Here is a 15,558-nt window from a genome sequence, read left to right on the forward strand (position 1 = left end):
CCCGATCTCATACTGGTGACGCAACGGCACGGTGCGATGACGCGATGGTCGTCCGCGCTGCCGTTCGCCGGCACGAAGGAGGTCACCATGGCGCACGAGAACGACGGCACCGACCGCAGGACCCCCGCCACCCCCACGGCCGCGGTCCTGACACCGCCGACGGGCCTGGAGCCCGTCCCGGCGCTGCCCCGGCCGCGCACACCGTCCGAGCCGAAGACCCCGGCCGGTCCGCCCGCGCCCGTCGTCCCGCAGGTGGGACTGTGCACCTGCGGTCACCCGGAGGACCTGCACGACCACTACCGACCGGGCACCGACTGCGGCAGCTGCGGACCGCGTGTCTGCGCCGGCTTCCGCCCGGCCGACGAACCGGCGTCGACGAACCCGCTGCGGCGGTGGCTGCGCCGCCGCTGACCACACCCCGACACACGAACGGCGCCCCGGGAGCACGGACTCCCGGGGCGCCGTCGTGCGTGGGTCAGGGCTGCTGGACCGCGGTGGTCCGCTCCGGGGCAGGGGTGGCCTGACCGTCGAACTCACGGGCGGCCAGCGCGCGCACGATCCCGGCGCGCCCCTCGGACACGAGCCGGCGCAGCGACGCCGGCTTGGACTCGTCGGCGAGCCAGGCGTCCGCCGCCGCGACGGTCGGCTCCGCGACCGCCCAGGACGGGAACAGCCCGACGACGACGTTCTGCGCCAGCTCCGAGGTCCGGCGCGCCCACACGCCGTCGATCTCGTCGAAGTAGCGCTGGACGTAGCCGTCGAGCAGCCCGGGGCTCACCGCCGCCAGTGCGGGGTGGGAGAACCCGGAGATCGCCGACTCGTTGATCGCGTTCGGCAGGGAGTCGTCGTGCACGGCACGCTGCCACGCCCGCTCCTTGGCCTCCGCGGTCGGGATCAGCGCGCGGGCCCGCTCGGCCTGCCGCGCCCCGGTGGAGGTGGCGTCACGATCGGCCTCCTCGGCGATCTCGGTCTCCCCGGCCTTCCCGTGCGCGACGAGCGCGTGCAGCAGCCGCCAGCGCAGGTCGGCGTCGACGGTCAGCCCGTTCGGGACGTCGACGTCGAGCAGCCAGCCCTTCATCCGGTCCAGGGTGTTCTCCGGCAGCACCGAGGCGGTCAGCGCGTTGACCACGGCCAGCTGGACGTCCGATCCGGGCGGGGCGGTGTCCAGGCGGAACCGCAGCGCGTCGGTCAGCAGCGGCCAGCCGCGGCCCTGCGCCCACTCCGGGGTGCAGTACGACGCCGTCGCGGTCTGGGCCTGCAGCAGCAGCCGCGCCGCGACGCCGATCTCGGACTCGGTGTCGAACCCGCCGGCGACCAGGGTGACGAAGTCACGGGCCTTCAGCTCGGCCTCACGGGTCATCTCCCACGCCGAGGACCAGCACAGCGTGCGCGGCAGCGACTCGGCGATGTCGCCGATCCGGTCCACCAGGGTCGCGAGCGAGCCCGGATCCAGGCGCAGCGCGCAGTAGGTGAGGTCGTCGTCGTTGACCAGGACGAGCTTGCCGCGGGACAGCCCGACCAGCTCCGGGACGGCCGTGCGCTCGCCGGAGATGTCGAGCTCGACGCGGTGGGTGCGGACGAGCTTGCCGGTCTCCGGGTCGTCGTCGTAGACGCCGACGGCGATCCGGTGCGTGCGCAGCTCACCGGCACCCGGCCGGGCGCCGCCCTGCACGACGTCGAACGACGTGAACGTCCCGGCCTCGTCGACCTGGAACGACGGGCGCAGCAGGTTCAGGCCGGTGGTGCGCAGCCACTGCGCGCCCCAGTCCGACAGGTCCCGGCCGGACGCCTTCTCCAGCGAGCCCAGCAGGTCGTCGAAGGTGGCGTTGCCCCAGGCGTGGGCGGCGAAGTAGTCGCGCAGCCCGGCCAGGAACGGCTCCAGACCGACGTAGGCGACGAGCTGCTTGAGGACCGACGCGCCCTTGGCGTAGGTGATGCCGTCGAAGTTGACCTCGACGGCCTGCAGGTCCGGGATGTCCGCGGCGATCGGGTGCGTCGAGGGCAGCTGGTCCTGCCGGTAGGCCCAGGACTTCTCGAGGTTCGCGAACGTCGTCCAGGCGCCCGTGTACTCGGTCGCCTCGGCCTGGCACAGCACCGACGCCCAGGTCGCGAACGACTCGTTGAGCCACAGGTCGTCCCACCAGCGCATGGTCACGAGGTCGCCGAACCACATGTGCGCCATCTCGTGCAGGATCGTCTCGGCGCGCCGTTCGTAGAGCGTGCGGGTCACCCGCGACCGGAAGACGTAGTCCTCCAGGAACGTGATCGCGCCGGCGTTCTCCATCGCACCCGCGTTGAACTCGGGCACGAACAGCTGGTCGTACTTGCCGAACGGGTAGGTCACGCGGAAGTTGCGGTGGTAGAAGTCGAAGCCCTGCCGGGTCTCGGTGAAGATCCGCTCGTGGTCCATGTGCGGGGCCAGCGAGGCGCGGCAGAAGATTCCCAGCGGGATCTCGGCGTGCTCGTCGCGGTAGGTGTCGTGCCAGCTCGCGTACGGCCCGGCGATCAGCGCGACCAGGTAGGTGGAGAGGATCTCGGTCCGCTCGAAGCGGTGCACCCCGCCCTCGACCGTCGCCGGGGCGTTGGAGATGACCTTCCAGTCCTCCGGCGCGGTCACGGTGAGGGTGTAGCGGGCCTTCAGGTCGGGCTGGTCGAAGCAGGGGAACAGCCGCTTGCAGTCGGCCGTCTCGAACTGCGAGTACAGGTAGACGGCCTGGTCGACGGGGTCGACGAAGCGGTGCAGGCCCTCACCGGTGTTGGTGTAGAGACCGGTCGCGACGATCGTCAGCTCGTTGTCGGCGGCGAGACCGGGCAGCGCGAGGCCGTCCTCCTCGGTCCACGCGGCGGCATCGAGCTCGGTGCCGTTCAGCGTCGCCGAGGTGATGCCGTCGCCGACCCACTCGATCCACGTGCTCCCACCGGGCTCGGCGGCGGTGAAGCGCACCGTGGTCGTCACCGCGAACGTCCGCTCGGAGGGGGCTCCGGCGCCGTCGGTCAGGTCGATCGTGACGTCGTAGGTGGAGACGTCGAGCAGCGCCGCGCGCTCCTCGGCCTGGGCACGGGTGAGGTTGGGCGGGGTCACGTCGTTCGGGGTCCTCTCGGGGGAGTGGTGTCGTCGGCATCCAATCACGGTGCCCGGGGCGCGGCCCGTGGAATCCGCGGCCGGTGCCCGGTGTTGCGCCGGGTATGACGACTCCTGCTGCCGACGGCCGTGCCCGCATCGACATCTGGTTCGACCCGCTGTGCCCCTGGGCGTGGCTGACCTCCCGCTGGGTGCTGGAGGTGGAGAAGGTCCGCGACGTCGACGTCACCTGGCACGTCATGAGCCTGTCCGTACTGAACGAGGGCCGTGAGCTGCCCGAGCAGTACGTCGAGCTCATGTCGAAGGGCTGGGGCCCGGTGCGCGTGTGCATCGCCGCCGCCGAGCTGAAGGGCCCGGAGATCCTGGCGCCGCTCTACACCGCGCTCGGCGAGCGCATCCACAACCAGGGCAACAAGGACTTCGACGACGTCATCGCGGGCGCGCTGAAGGAGCTCGGCCTGCCGGAGTCGCTGGCCGAGGCCGCGCACTCCACCGAGTACGACGAGAAGCTGCGCGCCAGCCACCACGAGGGCATGGACCCGGTGGGTCTGGACGTCGGTACCCCGACCATCCACGTCGACGGCGTGGCGTTCTTCGGGCCGGTCATCTCCCGGGTCCCGAAGGGCGAGGACGCCGGCCGCCTGTTCGACGGCGCCCGGCTGCTGGCCGAGAACCCGCACTTCTTCGAGCTCAAGCGCACCCGCACCGAGGACCCGTCCTTCGACTACTGAGCCGGTGACGGCGTGATCGCCGCGATCGAGGGGTCCGGTGCCGGATGGGGCACCGGACCCCTCACCCGTGACGATCACCCGGCGGTGCCGCTCGCGATCGCGAACGGGATCGCCCGTTCGGCCGTGGCGGGCGCCGCGGGGGCGCACAGTGCCCGGCCGTGGACACCTGGTTCTCGCGGCGGACGACGTCGGTGCTCGGAGCGGTGGCGCTGGTCGCCGGGACGCTCGTGGGCGGGCAGCTCGCGGTCGGCGCAGTGCTGGACCGGGGCGCGCTCGCCGACGCGGTGCCCCGGACGTCGCTGAGCCCGTACTCCGACGGCGCGTTCACCGTGCGGGCCGCGGCGGTGGACAGCCGGGTCGACATCGCCGGGGCCGAGGACGGGTCCTACGTGCTCGGCCACACCCCGGCGGGCAGCGACGTGGTCCTCGACCTCGACCTGCTCTCCGGCGACACCGCGCGCCCGTGGTGGGTCCAGCCCGCGACCGGGACGACGCTGGAGCTGGCCCGGCTCGCGAGCTCGGGGATCGCCCGGTTCCCGGCCCCGCAGGGCCCGGACGGGAGCCGCGACTGGGTCCTGGTCGTCGACGACGTCGCCGCCGGGTACGGCGCGCCCGACGCCGACGCCGTCGCACGGGCGGTGGGGGAGCGGGTGCGGTCCGCGGCGGCGCGGGCGGGGTCCGGCCGGGGCGGCGGGGCGGACGGTTCCGGCTCGGACGGCTCGGCCGGAGCACCGGACCCGGCGGGGGCCTCCGGCGGGTCCGACGACGGCCATGGAGCCGGCGGGTCCGGCGACGGCCATGGCTCCGGCGGCGACGGCGGCACCGGTGGCGACGGGGGCGGGGGCGACGACGGCTCCGGCAGCGGCTCCCCGTCGGGCTCCGGCGGTTCCGGCCACCCCTCCGGCGGCAGCGCCGGCGACGGCCCGGCCTCGGGATCGGAGCCGGAGGACCGCGACTTCCGCGGTTCCGGCGGCGACGGAGCCCCTCCCGGCGGGAACGGTGGATCGTCCGATGGCGACGACTCCGCCGAGGACGGCAGCGGCGGCTCCGGTGGCGACCGGTCCGGCGGCGACGAGGGCCGCGGCGACAAGGGCGACAAGGGCGACGGGGGAGACGAGGACCGCGGGAACGGGAGCGGCGGGGGAGACGCCGACGCCCCGGCCCCCGCGGCCCCCGCCCCGAAGCCGGAGACGAAGAAGGAGCCGGCGCCGTCGTCGTCGGCGAAGGCGGCCGAGGGCACCTGGGACGAGCTGGCGCAGTGCGAGTCCTCCGGCGACTGGTCCATCTCGACCGGGAACGGCTACCACGGTGGTCTGCAGTTCGACAAGGGCACCTGGAGCGACTTCGGCGGCACGACGTACGCCCCCACCGCCGACGGAGCCACGAAGGAGCAGCAGATCGAGATCGCGACCAAGGTCCGCGACGCCCGCGGCGGTTACGGATCGTGGCCGGCATGTGCCAACAAGTTGGGCCTTCCGAGGTGATCGGTGGTCCTGTGGTGTGGCGTACGGTCGCTGGCTGCGCGACCGGTGGTCGCGTAGGGTCCGTGGTCCCTCTCCCGGTCGTTCGCAGCACCTGCCCTGCCGACGGCGGCCCGGCCTCGATTCCCTACCCTTGGACCTCATGAGTTCGCCCACCCCCGACGCCCACCGGATCGGGAACCGCTACCGGCTCGACGAGCGGATCGGTGCCGGTGCGATGGGTGCCGTGTGGCGGGGGACGGACGAGCTGCTGAACCGCACGGTGGCCGTCAAGGAACTGCTCGCGGCGGCCCTGCCGTCCGACGAGCAGCTGGAGGAGTCCCGCCAGCGGATCCTGCGCGAGGGCCGGATCGGCGCCCGCCTGCAGCACGCGCACGTGATCAGCATGTTCGACGTCGTCGTCCACGACGACCGTCCGTGGCTGGTCATGGAGTACCTGCCGTCGCGCTCGCTGGCCGCGGTGCTCGCCGAGAAGGGGCCGATCCCGCCGCGGGAGGCCGCCGCGATCGGCCGTCAGGTCGCCGACGGGCTGGCCGCCGCGCACACCGCGGGCGTCGTGCACCGGGACATCAAGCCGGGCAACGTCCTGATCGCCGAGGACGGCCGGGCCAAGATCACCGACTTCGGCGTGTCGCGCGCCGTCGACGACGTGCAGCTCACCCGTACCGGCGTCATCGCCGGCACCCCGGCCTTCCTGGCCCCGGAGGTCGCCCGAGGCCAGGAGCCGACGGCCGCCTCGGACGTCTTCGCGCTCGGCGCGATGCTCTACGCCTCGGTCGAGGGCGAGCCGCCGTTCGGCCTCGACGACAACGCCTACGCCCTGCTGCACAAGGTCGCCACCGGCGCGATCACCCCGCCGCAGGATGCGGGCCCGCTGACCGCGCTGCTGATGCGCCTGCTCGCCAACGACCCCGCCGAGCGGCCCAGCTCCGCCCAGGCCCGCGAGGCGCTCGCCCGGATCGCCGCGGGCCAGTCCGTCGCCGGTCTCGCGACGCCGTCGACGGCGACCGCGGTGATGGACACCGGCGACGGCGCGGGTGCGTCCGACGGGCGCGAGGCGCAGGGCGGCGGGACCGTCGTCGACGCGCCGGCCGTGCCCGCACCGCAGGTCATCCCCGGCCCCGGCGGCCGTGGTGGCCGACGGGGCGGTGCCACCCGCTCCCGGGACGGGCGGGGTCGTCGCACCCCGGTCGTGCTGGGCGCGGTGGCCGTGCTGCTCGTCGTCGGTGGCGGTGTCGCGTTCGGCGTCTACTCGACCAGCCGGCAGCAGGACGCCCCGCCGGTGATCGCCGCCCCGCCGACGAGCGGGTCGCCGACGCCGAGCGCGGCCCCGACGACCACGCCCGCGCCGACGACCACCGCGACGCCGACACCGACCACCGGCACCGGGCAGGTGCAGGACCCGGTGTCGTTCGTGCAGAACTACTACCGGATGCTGCCCGGCGACATCGACGGCGCGTTCGCGATGCTCAGCCCGCAGGCGCAGGCCCAGAGCCAGGGCATCCAGGGTTTCCGGACCTTCTACAGCACCGTGCGGAACGTCTACGCCGAGAACCTGCGCAACGCCGGCCCGAACACGGTCACCGCGACCGTCGTGTTCATGCGCAACGACGGCACGACGACCCGGGAGAACTACCGGTTCGTCGTCGGCACCGACAGCGAGGGCCAGGAGATCCTGCAGTCGTTCAGCACGGCCTGACCGTCCCGACCGGTCAGTCGGGGCGCAGCGACGTCACGACGTCCGTGGTCGCGGCGACGATCTGCCGCTGTGCGGTCGCCCGGTCCACGCCCGCCTCGCCGTCGCCGGTCTGCGGGCCGTAGTCGCCGAAGTAGGCGTGCACCCCTCCGTCGACGACGACGAAGCGGGTCCCCGCGGGCAGCTGCGCCCAGGAGTCCGCGATCGCGTCCGGTGTGGCCAGCGCGTCGCGGGAGCCGGACACCGACAGGGCCGCGACCGGCGCCCCCGACACGTCGGCGGCCGGGTAGGACGCCCACAGCACCAGCCCACGCACCCCGGGCACGTCCAGCGCCCGCGCGGCCGCCACGCCGCCGAGGGAGTGCCCGCCGACCGCCCAGGTACGGATCTCGGGCGCCGAGCCGACCGCCCGGCCGACGGCCCCCGGATCGGCCGGTGCGACGCCCAGCGGCGGCGCGGTCACGATCACGCGCACCCCCTGCTCGGCCAGCGGGCGCAGCAGCGCCAGGTAGGCCCGCGGGTCGACCAGCGCCCCGGGGACGAACACCAGGCCCCGGCCGGACGGCGCGGTCGGGCGCAGCTCCCACGTCGTCGCGGTGTGCACCACCGCGACCCGGTCCGACGGCGTGGTCGCGGCGAGCGCGGTCTCGTCGGCCGCGTAGGGACGCAGCCACAGCACGGCGGCGACCAGCGCGACCAGCAGCACCGCACCGGCGGCCCGCCCGGTCGTCCGCAGCCGTCCGGGCCGCGCCGGGCGCCCCGAGCGCACCACCAGGACCAGCCCCACCAGGGCGACGACGGCGAGCAGCACCGGGTAGGCCGGGTGCCCGGCCAGCAGCACCGGGCCCGCGACGACGACGATCCCCACCACGACGACCACGGCCACGATCCCGACCAGCGCCCGCACCGCGACCGCCCACCCGGGCCGGGGCGCCCGGTCAGCCACGGGCCACCGTCGCGGTCACGAACTCCACGATGCGGGCGTTCGCCGCGGCCCGGGTGTGCCGGTCGTGCACCTCGTGGCCCTCGTCGGGGATGCGCAGCAGCTCCACCGGCGCACCGCGCCCGGCCAGCGCCGCGTGGATCGCGAGTGCCTGCGCCAGCGGGACGTTCGTGTCGTGCTCGCCGTGCACGACCAGCAGCGGTGCGGCGATGCGGTCCGCCGCGCGCAGCGGGGACAGCTCCTCCAGCAGCGCGCGGTCCCGGTGCGGGTGTCCGTACTCGGTGGTCGCGGGCCCGCTGATCCACGGCTCGGAGTCGGCGTAGAAGGCGGTCATGTCGGACATGCCGCACACGTCGACGCCGGCCGCGAACAGCTCCGGGAACCGGGTCAGCGCGGCCAGGGTGAGGAACCCGCCGTAGGACCGGCCGCCGACGACGATCCGGCGCGGGTCGACGTCGGGCACCCCCGCCAGCAGCCGGGTCGCGGTCCGCACGTCGGCGATCGAGCCCGGCCGCAGCGGGCCGTCGTCGAGCCGGGCGAAGGCCCGCCCGCGACCGGACGACCCGCGCACGTTCGGCGTGAGCACGGTGACCCCGGCGGCGACCAGGCCGTGCAGCAGCGGCGCCCAGCCGGGCCGCTCCTCGGACTCGGGCCCGCCGTGCAGCCACACGAACCCCACCCCCGTCGGCGACGACGGCCGGTGCAGCCATCCGGCCAGCCGCAGCCCGTCCTCGGCCGGGAAGCCGACCGCCTCCGGGCGCGGGGGCCGCGGCGTCACCGGGGTGCCGCCGAGCAGCGGTGTGGCCGGGCGCGCGTCGAGCGGCATCCGCACCACGTACGGCGCCACCCCCGGCGCGTGCCCCGCCACCAGCAGTGACACGCCGTCGCGGGCGAAGGCCACCCCGGTGACGACGTCGCACGGTGCGGGCAGCCGCTCCGGCCTGCCGCCACGCAGGTCGGCGATCTCGACCTGGCTGCGCCCCCCGACGTTCCACACCAGCGCGGCCCGCGGACCACCCGGGTCCAGCGCCACGACCTCCAGGTCGGCGCCGGGCCGGACGGCGACCGGGCGGGCGGGGGACAGGCGGTGCTCGCCCGCGGGGCCGAGCGCGACGGCGAGCAGCGCGGTGTGCTCGCGGTCGGCGTCGGTGTGCACCCAGAGCGTGCCGGGGGCGCTGCCGAAGCGGGCGGCCGCGGTGAGCGCCCCGCCGGGCCCGCCGATCACCCGGTCCCGCGTGCCGCGGTGCAGGTCGACCAGCTCCAGGGCGCGCTCCCCGCGGCGGCCGGTGCGCAGCACGACCCGTCGTCCGTCGGCCGACACCGCCTGGACGACGGCCGACTGCCCGGACCCGAGCACGGTGGAGGAGCCGTCGCGCACGTCGACCAGGCAGGCGGTGCCGTCGCCCGGTTCGGCGCCGCGCGGGGTCGCGTCGGATAGCACGGTGACGCCCAGCGACCGCCCGCTCGGTGCCCACGCGCCCAGCACGACGGCGGTGGCGTGGGTCGCGATCCCGACGGCGGGCCCGCCGTCGGGGTCCAGCAGCGCCACCCGGGTGCGGTCGCCGCCGCACGGGGCGACCTGCACCGCGATCCGGCTGCCGTCGGGGGACCAGGACAGCGCGGTCACGTCGGCGTGCGGGCCGGGGGCCTCCAGTACCCGCGCCCCGTCCGGGTCGACCGGTCCGTCCGCCGGCAGCGCCGCGACGTGCACCCGCGGGCGCCCGGTGCGGTCGGAGATCCAGGCGATGCGGGTGCCGTCGGGGGACACCGCGGGCGAGTGGTGCCCGGGTTCGGCCCCGGCGGAGGACACGGACGCCGTGTCCGGGGCGGGTGTGCCCTCCCGCACGGACCTCACCCGTCACCACCCCCGTTCGTGCCGCTGCGGACCGCGGACGCGGGCACGGGACACCGGTGCACGCCCCCGGCGGGGTGGCGCCCCGGCCCCCGGTGCCCGGCCGGAACGAGAAGATACCGGCCGGGCGGCGTGGCCCCGGCGTCCGGGACCGGCCCCGCATCAGAGGTGTGGCCGTCGATCCGGATACCGCCCACGACGCCGCACATGGGACCACCTCACGTGGATCGTGGTCCCGCCGCAAGACCCGACACGTTTCCGGGGGGTGACAACCGTCGCGATCAGCAGGGGACGACCCGGACGTCGACGATCCGCCGGTCGGTGACCCGGACCTCGTGCACCGGGCCGACCAGCTCGACGGCGCCGTGCAGCACCGGGTCGGTGCAGGAGGTACCGACGAACAGCTGGACGGCGCCCGGCTCGACGACGTGGCACATCCTGCGGTCGTGCAGCGCGAGCCGGCGGGCCGGCACGTCGAACACGACGTCGGCGGCGGCGCCGGGCTCGAGCGGGACCCGTGCGTACCCGAGCAGCGCGCGCTGTGGCCGGGTGACCGAGGCGACGGTGTCGGTGCCGTAGAGCTGGACGACGTCGGCACCCGCGCGGTCACCGTCGTTGCGGACCCGGCAGGTCACGGTGAATGCTCCGTCGGTGGGTACCCGTGCCCGGTCGATCCGCAGGTCGGAGTGGCTGAACCGGGTGTAGCTCAGCCCGAACCCGAACGGCCGTACCGGTGCGGTGTCGATCGCGGTCACCGGGCTCGCCGCGCCGAGCCGGGGGTGCAGGTAGGAGTACGGCTGCGCCCCCGCTGACCGGGGCAGGCTCACCGGGAGCCGCCCGGACGGGTTGATCCGGCCCGACAGCACGCCGGCCACCGCGCCCGCGCCCTCCTGACCGGGGAAGAACGCCTGCACCACGGCCGCGCACCGGGCCAGCGCCCAGTCCAGCACGTAGGGACGGCCGGTCAGCAGCACGAGCACCACCGGTGTGCCGCCGTCCAGCACGGCCTCGACGAACTCCCGCTGCACCCCCGGCAGCTCCAGGGTGTCGGTGTCGCAGCCCTCGCCGGAGGTGCCACGGCCGAACAGCCCGGCGCGGTCACCGGCCACGACGACGGCCAGGTCGGAGCCCGCCGCGGCCCGCACCGCCGCGTCGAAGCCCGACCGGTCGGACGTGTCGACGTCGCACCCCCGCACGTGGACCAGCTCGGCGTCCGGCCGCTCACGGCGCAGGGCGTCGAGCACGGTCGGTACGTCCAGGCCGAGCTCCGTGCCCGGGTGCTGGGGCAGGACGTGGTTGGCGAAGCTGTAGCAGCCCATCAGCGCGGCCGGGTCGTCGGCGTTCGGGCCGAGGACGGCGATCCGGCGGGTGCCGGGCGCGAGCGGCAGGACGCCGTCGTCGTGCAGCAGCACGACCGACTGCTCCGCCAGCCGCGCGGCGATCGCCCGGTGCTCCGGCGGGTCGAGGTCGACCGGCGCCGCGGCGCGTGCGGTGGCCTGCTCCGCGGCGCGGGCCGCGGCGCCGTCGTCGAGCAGCCCGAGGTGGGCCTTCTGCTCCAGCACCCGCAGCACGGCCCGGTCGACGACGTGCTCGGGCAGCCCGCCCGAGCGGACCCGCTCGGCCAGCGGCTCCAGGTACGCGGTGCCGGTGGGCAGCTCCACGTCGATCCCCGCGACCAGCGCCTGCTCCGCGGCGGCGCCGAGGTCGCCCGCGGTCCCGTGCAGGGTGTGCAGGAACGCGATGGAGAAGTAGTCGGCGACCACGGTGCCCGTGAATCCCCACCGGTCACGCAGCACCCCGGTGAGCAGTCCGGCGTCGGCCGCCACGGGGAGCCCGTCGACCTCGGCGTAGGAGTTCATGACCGAGCCGGCACCGCCGTCGAGCACCGCCATCTCGAACGGCGGCAGCAGCACGTCGGCGAGTTCACGGGGCCCGGCGTGCACCGGGGCGAGGTTGCGCCCGGACTGCGAGGCGGAGTAGCCGACGAAGTGCTTCAGCGTCGCGACGACCCCGGCGGACTGCAGCCCGCGCACGTAGGCCGTGCCGATCGTGCCGACGAGGTAGGGGTCCTCCCCGATGCACTCCTCGACCCGGCCCCAGCGGGCGTCGCGGACGACGTCGAGCACCGGGGCGAGGCCCTGGTGCACCCCGAGATCGGCCATCGTCGTCCCGATCGCGGCCGCCATCTCCTCGACGAGGCCCGGGTCGAACGCCGCGCCCCAGCTCGGTGGCGCCGGGAACGTCGTCGCCCGCCAGGCGGCGAGCCCGGTCAGGCACTCCTCGTGCACCAGCGCCGGGATCCGCAGCCGGGTCGCGGCGCCCAGCCTGCGCTGCCGGTCGGCGAGGTGGGTCAGGCCGTCGGCGGGCTCCACCGGGGCGGTGCCGAACACCCGGGTGAGCTGGCCGAGGCCGTCGCGGGCGAAGGAGTCGAAGCCCGCGTGGCCGGACTGCATCGAGTCCTGCATCGGCGCGACGTCGCCGTCGGTGTCGGTGTCGGCGGCGTGGTCACGCCCCTCCCACAGCCCGACGAGCTGGGCGAGCTTCTCCTCCAGGGTCATCCTGGCGAGCAGGGCGGCGGGGCGCGGGTCGGAACCGGTGGTCGTGGACGGGGACAGATCCGTGCTCATGAGGGCCTTTCACAGGACGGGAGGGGGCTCAGCGGCCGGCGCCGGCGGTGAGGCCGGCGAGCAGGAAGCGGCGCCCGAGCAGGTAGACGACGAGCAACGGCAGCAGCGAGAGCAGCACCGCGGCGGTGATGAGCGGGACGTTCGTGCCGTACTGGCCCTGGAAGTCCCACAGCCCCAGCGTCAGCACGCGCACCGAGGCGTCCTGGGTCAGGACCAGCGGGAACAGGAACCCGTTCCACGCCTGCAACGCGGTGAAGATGCCGATCGTCGCGAGCCCGGGGCGGGCCAGCGGCAGCACGAGCGACACCAGCACCCGTCCGGGGCCCGCCCCGTCGAGCACCGCGGCCTCGAACAGCTCGCCCGGGATGTCGCGCAGGCTCGAGGACAGCACGACCACGGCGAGCGGCAGGGCGAACGCCGCCGTCGGCAGGATGATCGCGAGCAGGGTGTCGTAGAGCCGCAGCTGGGTGACCATCAGGTACAGCGGGACGATCACGGCCTGGGCGGGCACGGCGAGCCCGAGCAGCAGGACGGTGAAGCCGCGGGCGACCCAGCGGCTGCGGCTGCGGACGATCGCGTACGCCGCGGGCAGGGCCAGGACGAGCACGATCGCGACGCAGGCCGCCGCGACCAGGACGTTGTTGAGGAAGTAGCGCGGGAAGTTCGAGGACAGCACCTCGAGGTAGTTGTCGGTCGTCAGGCCCGACGGCACCGCGAGCGGTCCGTCGGAGAGGTAGTCCGACGACGCCCGGAAACTGGTGACGAGCAGGAAGTACAGCGGGACGGCGACCACGACGAACCAGACGCCCGCCCCGAGGCCCCCCACGAGGTTCGGACGGGCGCGGCGGACCCGGCCCGGCCGCGGCGGGCCCGCGGGCGCGGGGGGTACGTCCCGCCCGGGCGCGGGACCGGTGGTGGTGGCGGACATCGTGCTCACATCCCCTCCCGTTGGCTGGTCATCCGGCGATAGCCGGTCACCCGGGCGATCACCAGCGAGAGCGTGGTGCCCAGCACCAGCAGCACGACGGCCAGCGCGCTCGCATAACCCATGTCGAAGCTGCGGAACCCCTCCAGGTACATGTGCAGCGGGAGGATCCGGGAGGCGGTGCCGGGCCCGCCGCCGGTCAGGATCAGCACGACCTCGAACGTCGTCATCGAGCCGACCACGATCAGCACGCCGGAGGTGATGATCGTGTCCCGCAGCTGCGGGACGGTGATCGAGACGAAGGTCCGCCAGCGTCCGGCACCGTCGATCAGGGCCGCTTCGTAGAGCTGCGCCGGGATCGCCCGGGCCGCGGCCTGGTAGAGCAGGGTGTGGAACGGCATGTACTGCCAGGCGATCACCGCGATCACCGCGGCGAAGGCGTACCGGTTGCTGCCGATGATGTTGCCGTCGTCGATGCCGACCAGCGGACCGAGCACCGACGCCAGGCCGAAGTTGGGGTCGAACAGGGTGCCCCACAGCACCGCGATGGCGGCGCTGGACATCAGCAGCGGCACGAAGAACAGCGCCGCCAGCACGGCCCGCGACCGGCCGCGGCCGGCGAGCCAGACCCCCAGCGGCAGCGCGACGGCGGTCTGCGCCACCCAGGAGACCCCGGTCAGGACGAACGACAGCTGCAGCGACTCGGTGAACAGCGGGTCCGACCCGAGCCGGACCCAGTTGTCGAGCCCGGTCCACCGCGGCGCGGACAGGCCGTCGTAGGCGGTGAAGCTGAGGACGACGACGGCGAGCATCGGCAGCAGCGCGAAGAGCGCGAAGAAGGCCAGGGCGGGGGCGGCCCAGACGAACCCGGGCCGCCCCGACCCGGTCACCGACGTGGTGCTCATCGGCCTGCGCTGTCCATCGCCTCGGCGAACTGCTGCGGCGTCAGCTCCTTGGTGAAGACCTTGGAGAGGTTGGTCAGCATGGTCTGCGCCTCGGCGGCGGGCAGCGCCTGGTCCCAGGACTGGACGAACGTCGCGGCGTTCTTCGTCTGGTCGTAGGTGTAGGTGTTGAAGTCCGCGAACGGCCCGGCCGAGGCGACCTGCTGCTCGATCCCGGTCAGGGCGGGGACCTGCCCCTTCTCCAGCATGCCCTGCACGTACTGCGGGTCGGTCATCTGCGTGAGCAGGAAGTCGGTCGCCGCCGGGACGTCGGCCGACCGCGCGCTGACCGAGTAGTAGTTCGACGGGTTGCCGATCACGGTGCTGGGGTCGCCCGCGCCGCCCTCGACGGCCGGGAACGGCGCCCAGCCGAGCTTGCTCTGCTCCAGGAAGTCGGGGAAGTTGTCGTTGAGGCTGGTGACCTGCCAGGACCCCATCAGCTCCATCGCCGCGCGACCGCTCGTCAGCAGCGCCTGCGAGGCCTGGTTGTCGTAGTCGACGGCGGTGAAGTTGGTGCCGAACGCACCGCGGTCCACCAGGTCCTGGACCATCGTCATCGCCTGCACCACGGCCGGGTCACGCCAGGCGCCGGGCTTGCCGTCGGCGATGGCCTGGAACTTCTCCGAGCCGCCGACCCGGTCGAGCAGGTACTCCGGGTACATCATCTCGGTCCACGACTGGGCCCCGGCGAGCGCGATCGGCTGCACCCCGGCGGCCTTGAGCCGGTCGACGGTGTCGAGGAAGCCCTGCCAGGTGGTCGGGAACTCGGTGATGCCCGCCTGCGCGAACACGTCCTTGTTGTAGAAGAACGACAGCGGCTGCACGCCCTGCATGGGGATGCCGTAGACCTTGCCGTCGATCGTGCCGGTCTCCAGCACCTGCGGGAGGAAGGCCTGCTTCACCTCCGGCCGGGCGTCGAGCGCGGCGGTCAGGTCGGCGGCCTGCCCGGCGTCGGCGTAGCCCTTCAGGTTGCCCCCGCCCCAGTTGTAGAAGACGTCCGGTCCGTTCGGGGAACCGATGGCGGTCTGCAGGGCGGACTTGTAGGGGTCGTTGAGGTAGGTGGTCAGGTCGATCTGCGGGCCACCGGTGTCGTTGAAGCGGTCCACGGCGGCCTGCTGGACGGAGTTGATGCCCTCGTTCTGCAGGGTCCAGAGGGTGAGTTGGCCGGCCCCGCCGCCGGCCTGTGGACCGGCGGTACCCCCGCAGGCGGCGACGGCGGCGAGGCCGGTGGCGAGTGCCGCCGCGAGGACGGTCCGGCGGACGCGTGACCAGGTCGACAT

At 74.5% G+C, this 15,558-nt stretch carries 11 protein-coding genes; 4 read left to right on the forward strand and 7 right to left on the reverse strand.

What is annotated here, in order from left to right; translation table 11 throughout:
- Positions 1 to 36 precede the first annotated feature (36 nt).
- Positions 37 to 411, forward strand: coding sequence for a hypothetical protein (locus DMP15_RS08780; protein ID WP_161152018.1), 375 nt, complete (start codon positions 37 to 39; stop codon positions 409 to 411).
- Between the two features lie 64 nt (positions 412 to 475).
- Here DMP15_RS08780 and pepN read toward each other — a convergent pair whose 3' ends face one another.
- A complete protein-coding gene (pepN, locus tag DMP15_RS08785) occupies positions 476 to 3,082 on the reverse strand; it encodes an aminopeptidase N (RefSeq protein WP_161152017.1) in 2,607 nt (868 codons plus the stop codon).
- 104 nt (positions 3,083 to 3,186) lie between these two features.
- Between pepN and DMP15_RS08790 the strand changes: the two genes are divergently transcribed.
- From DMP15_RS08790 to DMP15_RS08800, 3 genes are all read left to right on the forward strand, one after another.
- Positions 3,187 to 3,813: a mycothiol-dependent nitroreductase Rv2466c family protein gene (locus DMP15_RS08790; protein WP_073575559.1), complete on the forward strand. Its 627-nt coding sequence runs from the start codon at positions 3,187 to 3,189 to the stop codon at positions 3,811 to 3,813.
- A gap of 158 nt (positions 3,814 to 3,971) precedes the next feature.
- Complete coding sequence (locus DMP15_RS08795) at positions 3,972 to 5,297, forward strand: transglycosylase family protein (protein ID WP_337825600.1); 1,326 nt, start codon at positions 3,972 to 3,974, stop codon at positions 5,295 to 5,297.
- 139 nt (positions 5,298 to 5,436) lie between these two features.
- A complete protein-coding gene (locus tag DMP15_RS08800; protein WP_100878500.1) occupies positions 5,437 to 6,993 on the forward strand; it encodes a serine/threonine-protein kinase in 1,557 nt (518 codons plus the stop codon).
- Positions 6,994 to 7,006: 13 nt separating this feature from the next.
- Here the strand turns inward: DMP15_RS08800 and DMP15_RS08805 are convergent, their stop codons facing one another.
- From DMP15_RS08805 to DMP15_RS08830, 6 genes are all read right to left on the reverse strand, one after another.
- Positions 7,007 to 7,936, reverse strand: a complete 930-nt coding sequence (locus tag DMP15_RS08805) for an alpha/beta hydrolase (RefSeq protein WP_100878499.1) — start codon at positions 7,934 to 7,936, stop codon at positions 7,007 to 7,009.
- Positions 7,929 to 9,788 (reverse strand): S9 family peptidase, encoded by a 1,860-nt coding sequence (locus tag DMP15_RS08810; protein WP_337825601.1) that lies wholly within the window; start codon positions 9,786 to 9,788, stop codon positions 7,929 to 7,931. Before DMP15_RS08810 ends, DMP15_RS08805 begins: the two co-directional genes overlap by 8 nt.
- 278 nt (positions 9,789 to 10,066) lie before the next feature.
- Positions 10,067 to 12,412, reverse strand: coding sequence for a glycoside hydrolase family 3 N-terminal domain-containing protein (locus DMP15_RS08815; protein ID WP_337825602.1), 2,346 nt, complete (start codon positions 12,410 to 12,412; stop codon positions 10,067 to 10,069).
- A 28-nt stretch (positions 12,413 to 12,440) separates the two neighbouring features.
- Positions 12,441 to 13,340: a carbohydrate ABC transporter permease gene (locus DMP15_RS08820; RefSeq protein ID WP_161151540.1), complete on the reverse strand. Its 900-nt coding sequence runs from the start codon at positions 13,338 to 13,340 to the stop codon at positions 12,441 to 12,443.
- A 5-nt stretch (positions 13,341 to 13,345) separates the two neighbouring features.
- The gene (locus DMP15_RS08825; protein ID WP_337825603.1) at positions 13,346 to 14,242 is read right to left on the reverse strand and encodes a carbohydrate ABC transporter permease; all 897 of its coding nucleotides are present in this window, start codon (positions 14,240 to 14,242) and stop codon (positions 13,346 to 13,348) included.
- Entirely contained in the window at positions 14,239 to 15,558 is a 1,320-nt protein-coding gene (locus tag DMP15_RS08830) for an extracellular solute-binding protein (RefSeq protein ID WP_337825604.1), read from the reverse strand. Before DMP15_RS08830 ends, DMP15_RS08825 begins: the two co-directional genes overlap by 4 nt.

It is taken from the genome of Pseudonocardia sp. UM4_GMWB1, assembly GCF_017312155.1.
Classification (GTDB): domain Bacteria; phylum Actinomycetota; class Actinomycetes; order Mycobacteriales; family Pseudonocardiaceae; genus Pseudonocardia; species Pseudonocardia alni.

What these genes read in the sequence shown, in the direction of transcription:
- DMP15_RS08780 (WP_161152018.1), top strand. Translation starts at nt 37, where the DNA reads ATGACGCGATGGTCGTCCGCGCTGCCGTTCGCCGGCACGAAGGAGGTC.
- DMP15_RS08790 (WP_073575559.1), top strand. Translation starts at nt 3,187, where the DNA reads ATGACGACTCCTGCTGCCGACGGCCGTGCCCGCATCGACATCTGGTTC.
- DMP15_RS08800 (WP_100878500.1), top strand. Translation starts at nt 5,437, where the DNA reads ATGAGTTCGCCCACCCCCGACGCCCACCGGATCGGGAACCGCTACCGG.
- DMP15_RS08815 (WP_337825602.1), bottom strand. Translation starts at nt 12,412, where the DNA reads ATGAGCACGGATCTGTCCCCGTCCACGACCACCGGTTCCGACCCGCGC.
- DMP15_RS08820 (WP_161151540.1), bottom strand. Translation starts at nt 13,340, where the DNA reads ATGTCCGCCACCACCACCGGTCCCGCGCCCGGGCGGGACGTACCCCCC.
- DMP15_RS08825 (WP_337825603.1), bottom strand. Translation starts at nt 14,242, where the DNA reads ATGAGCACCACGTCGGTGACCGGGTCGGGGCGGCCCGGGTTCGTCTGG.
- DMP15_RS08830 (WP_337825604.1), bottom strand. Translation starts at nt 15,558, where the DNA reads ATGTCGACCTGGTCACGCGTCCGCCGGACCGTCCTCGCGGCGGCACTC.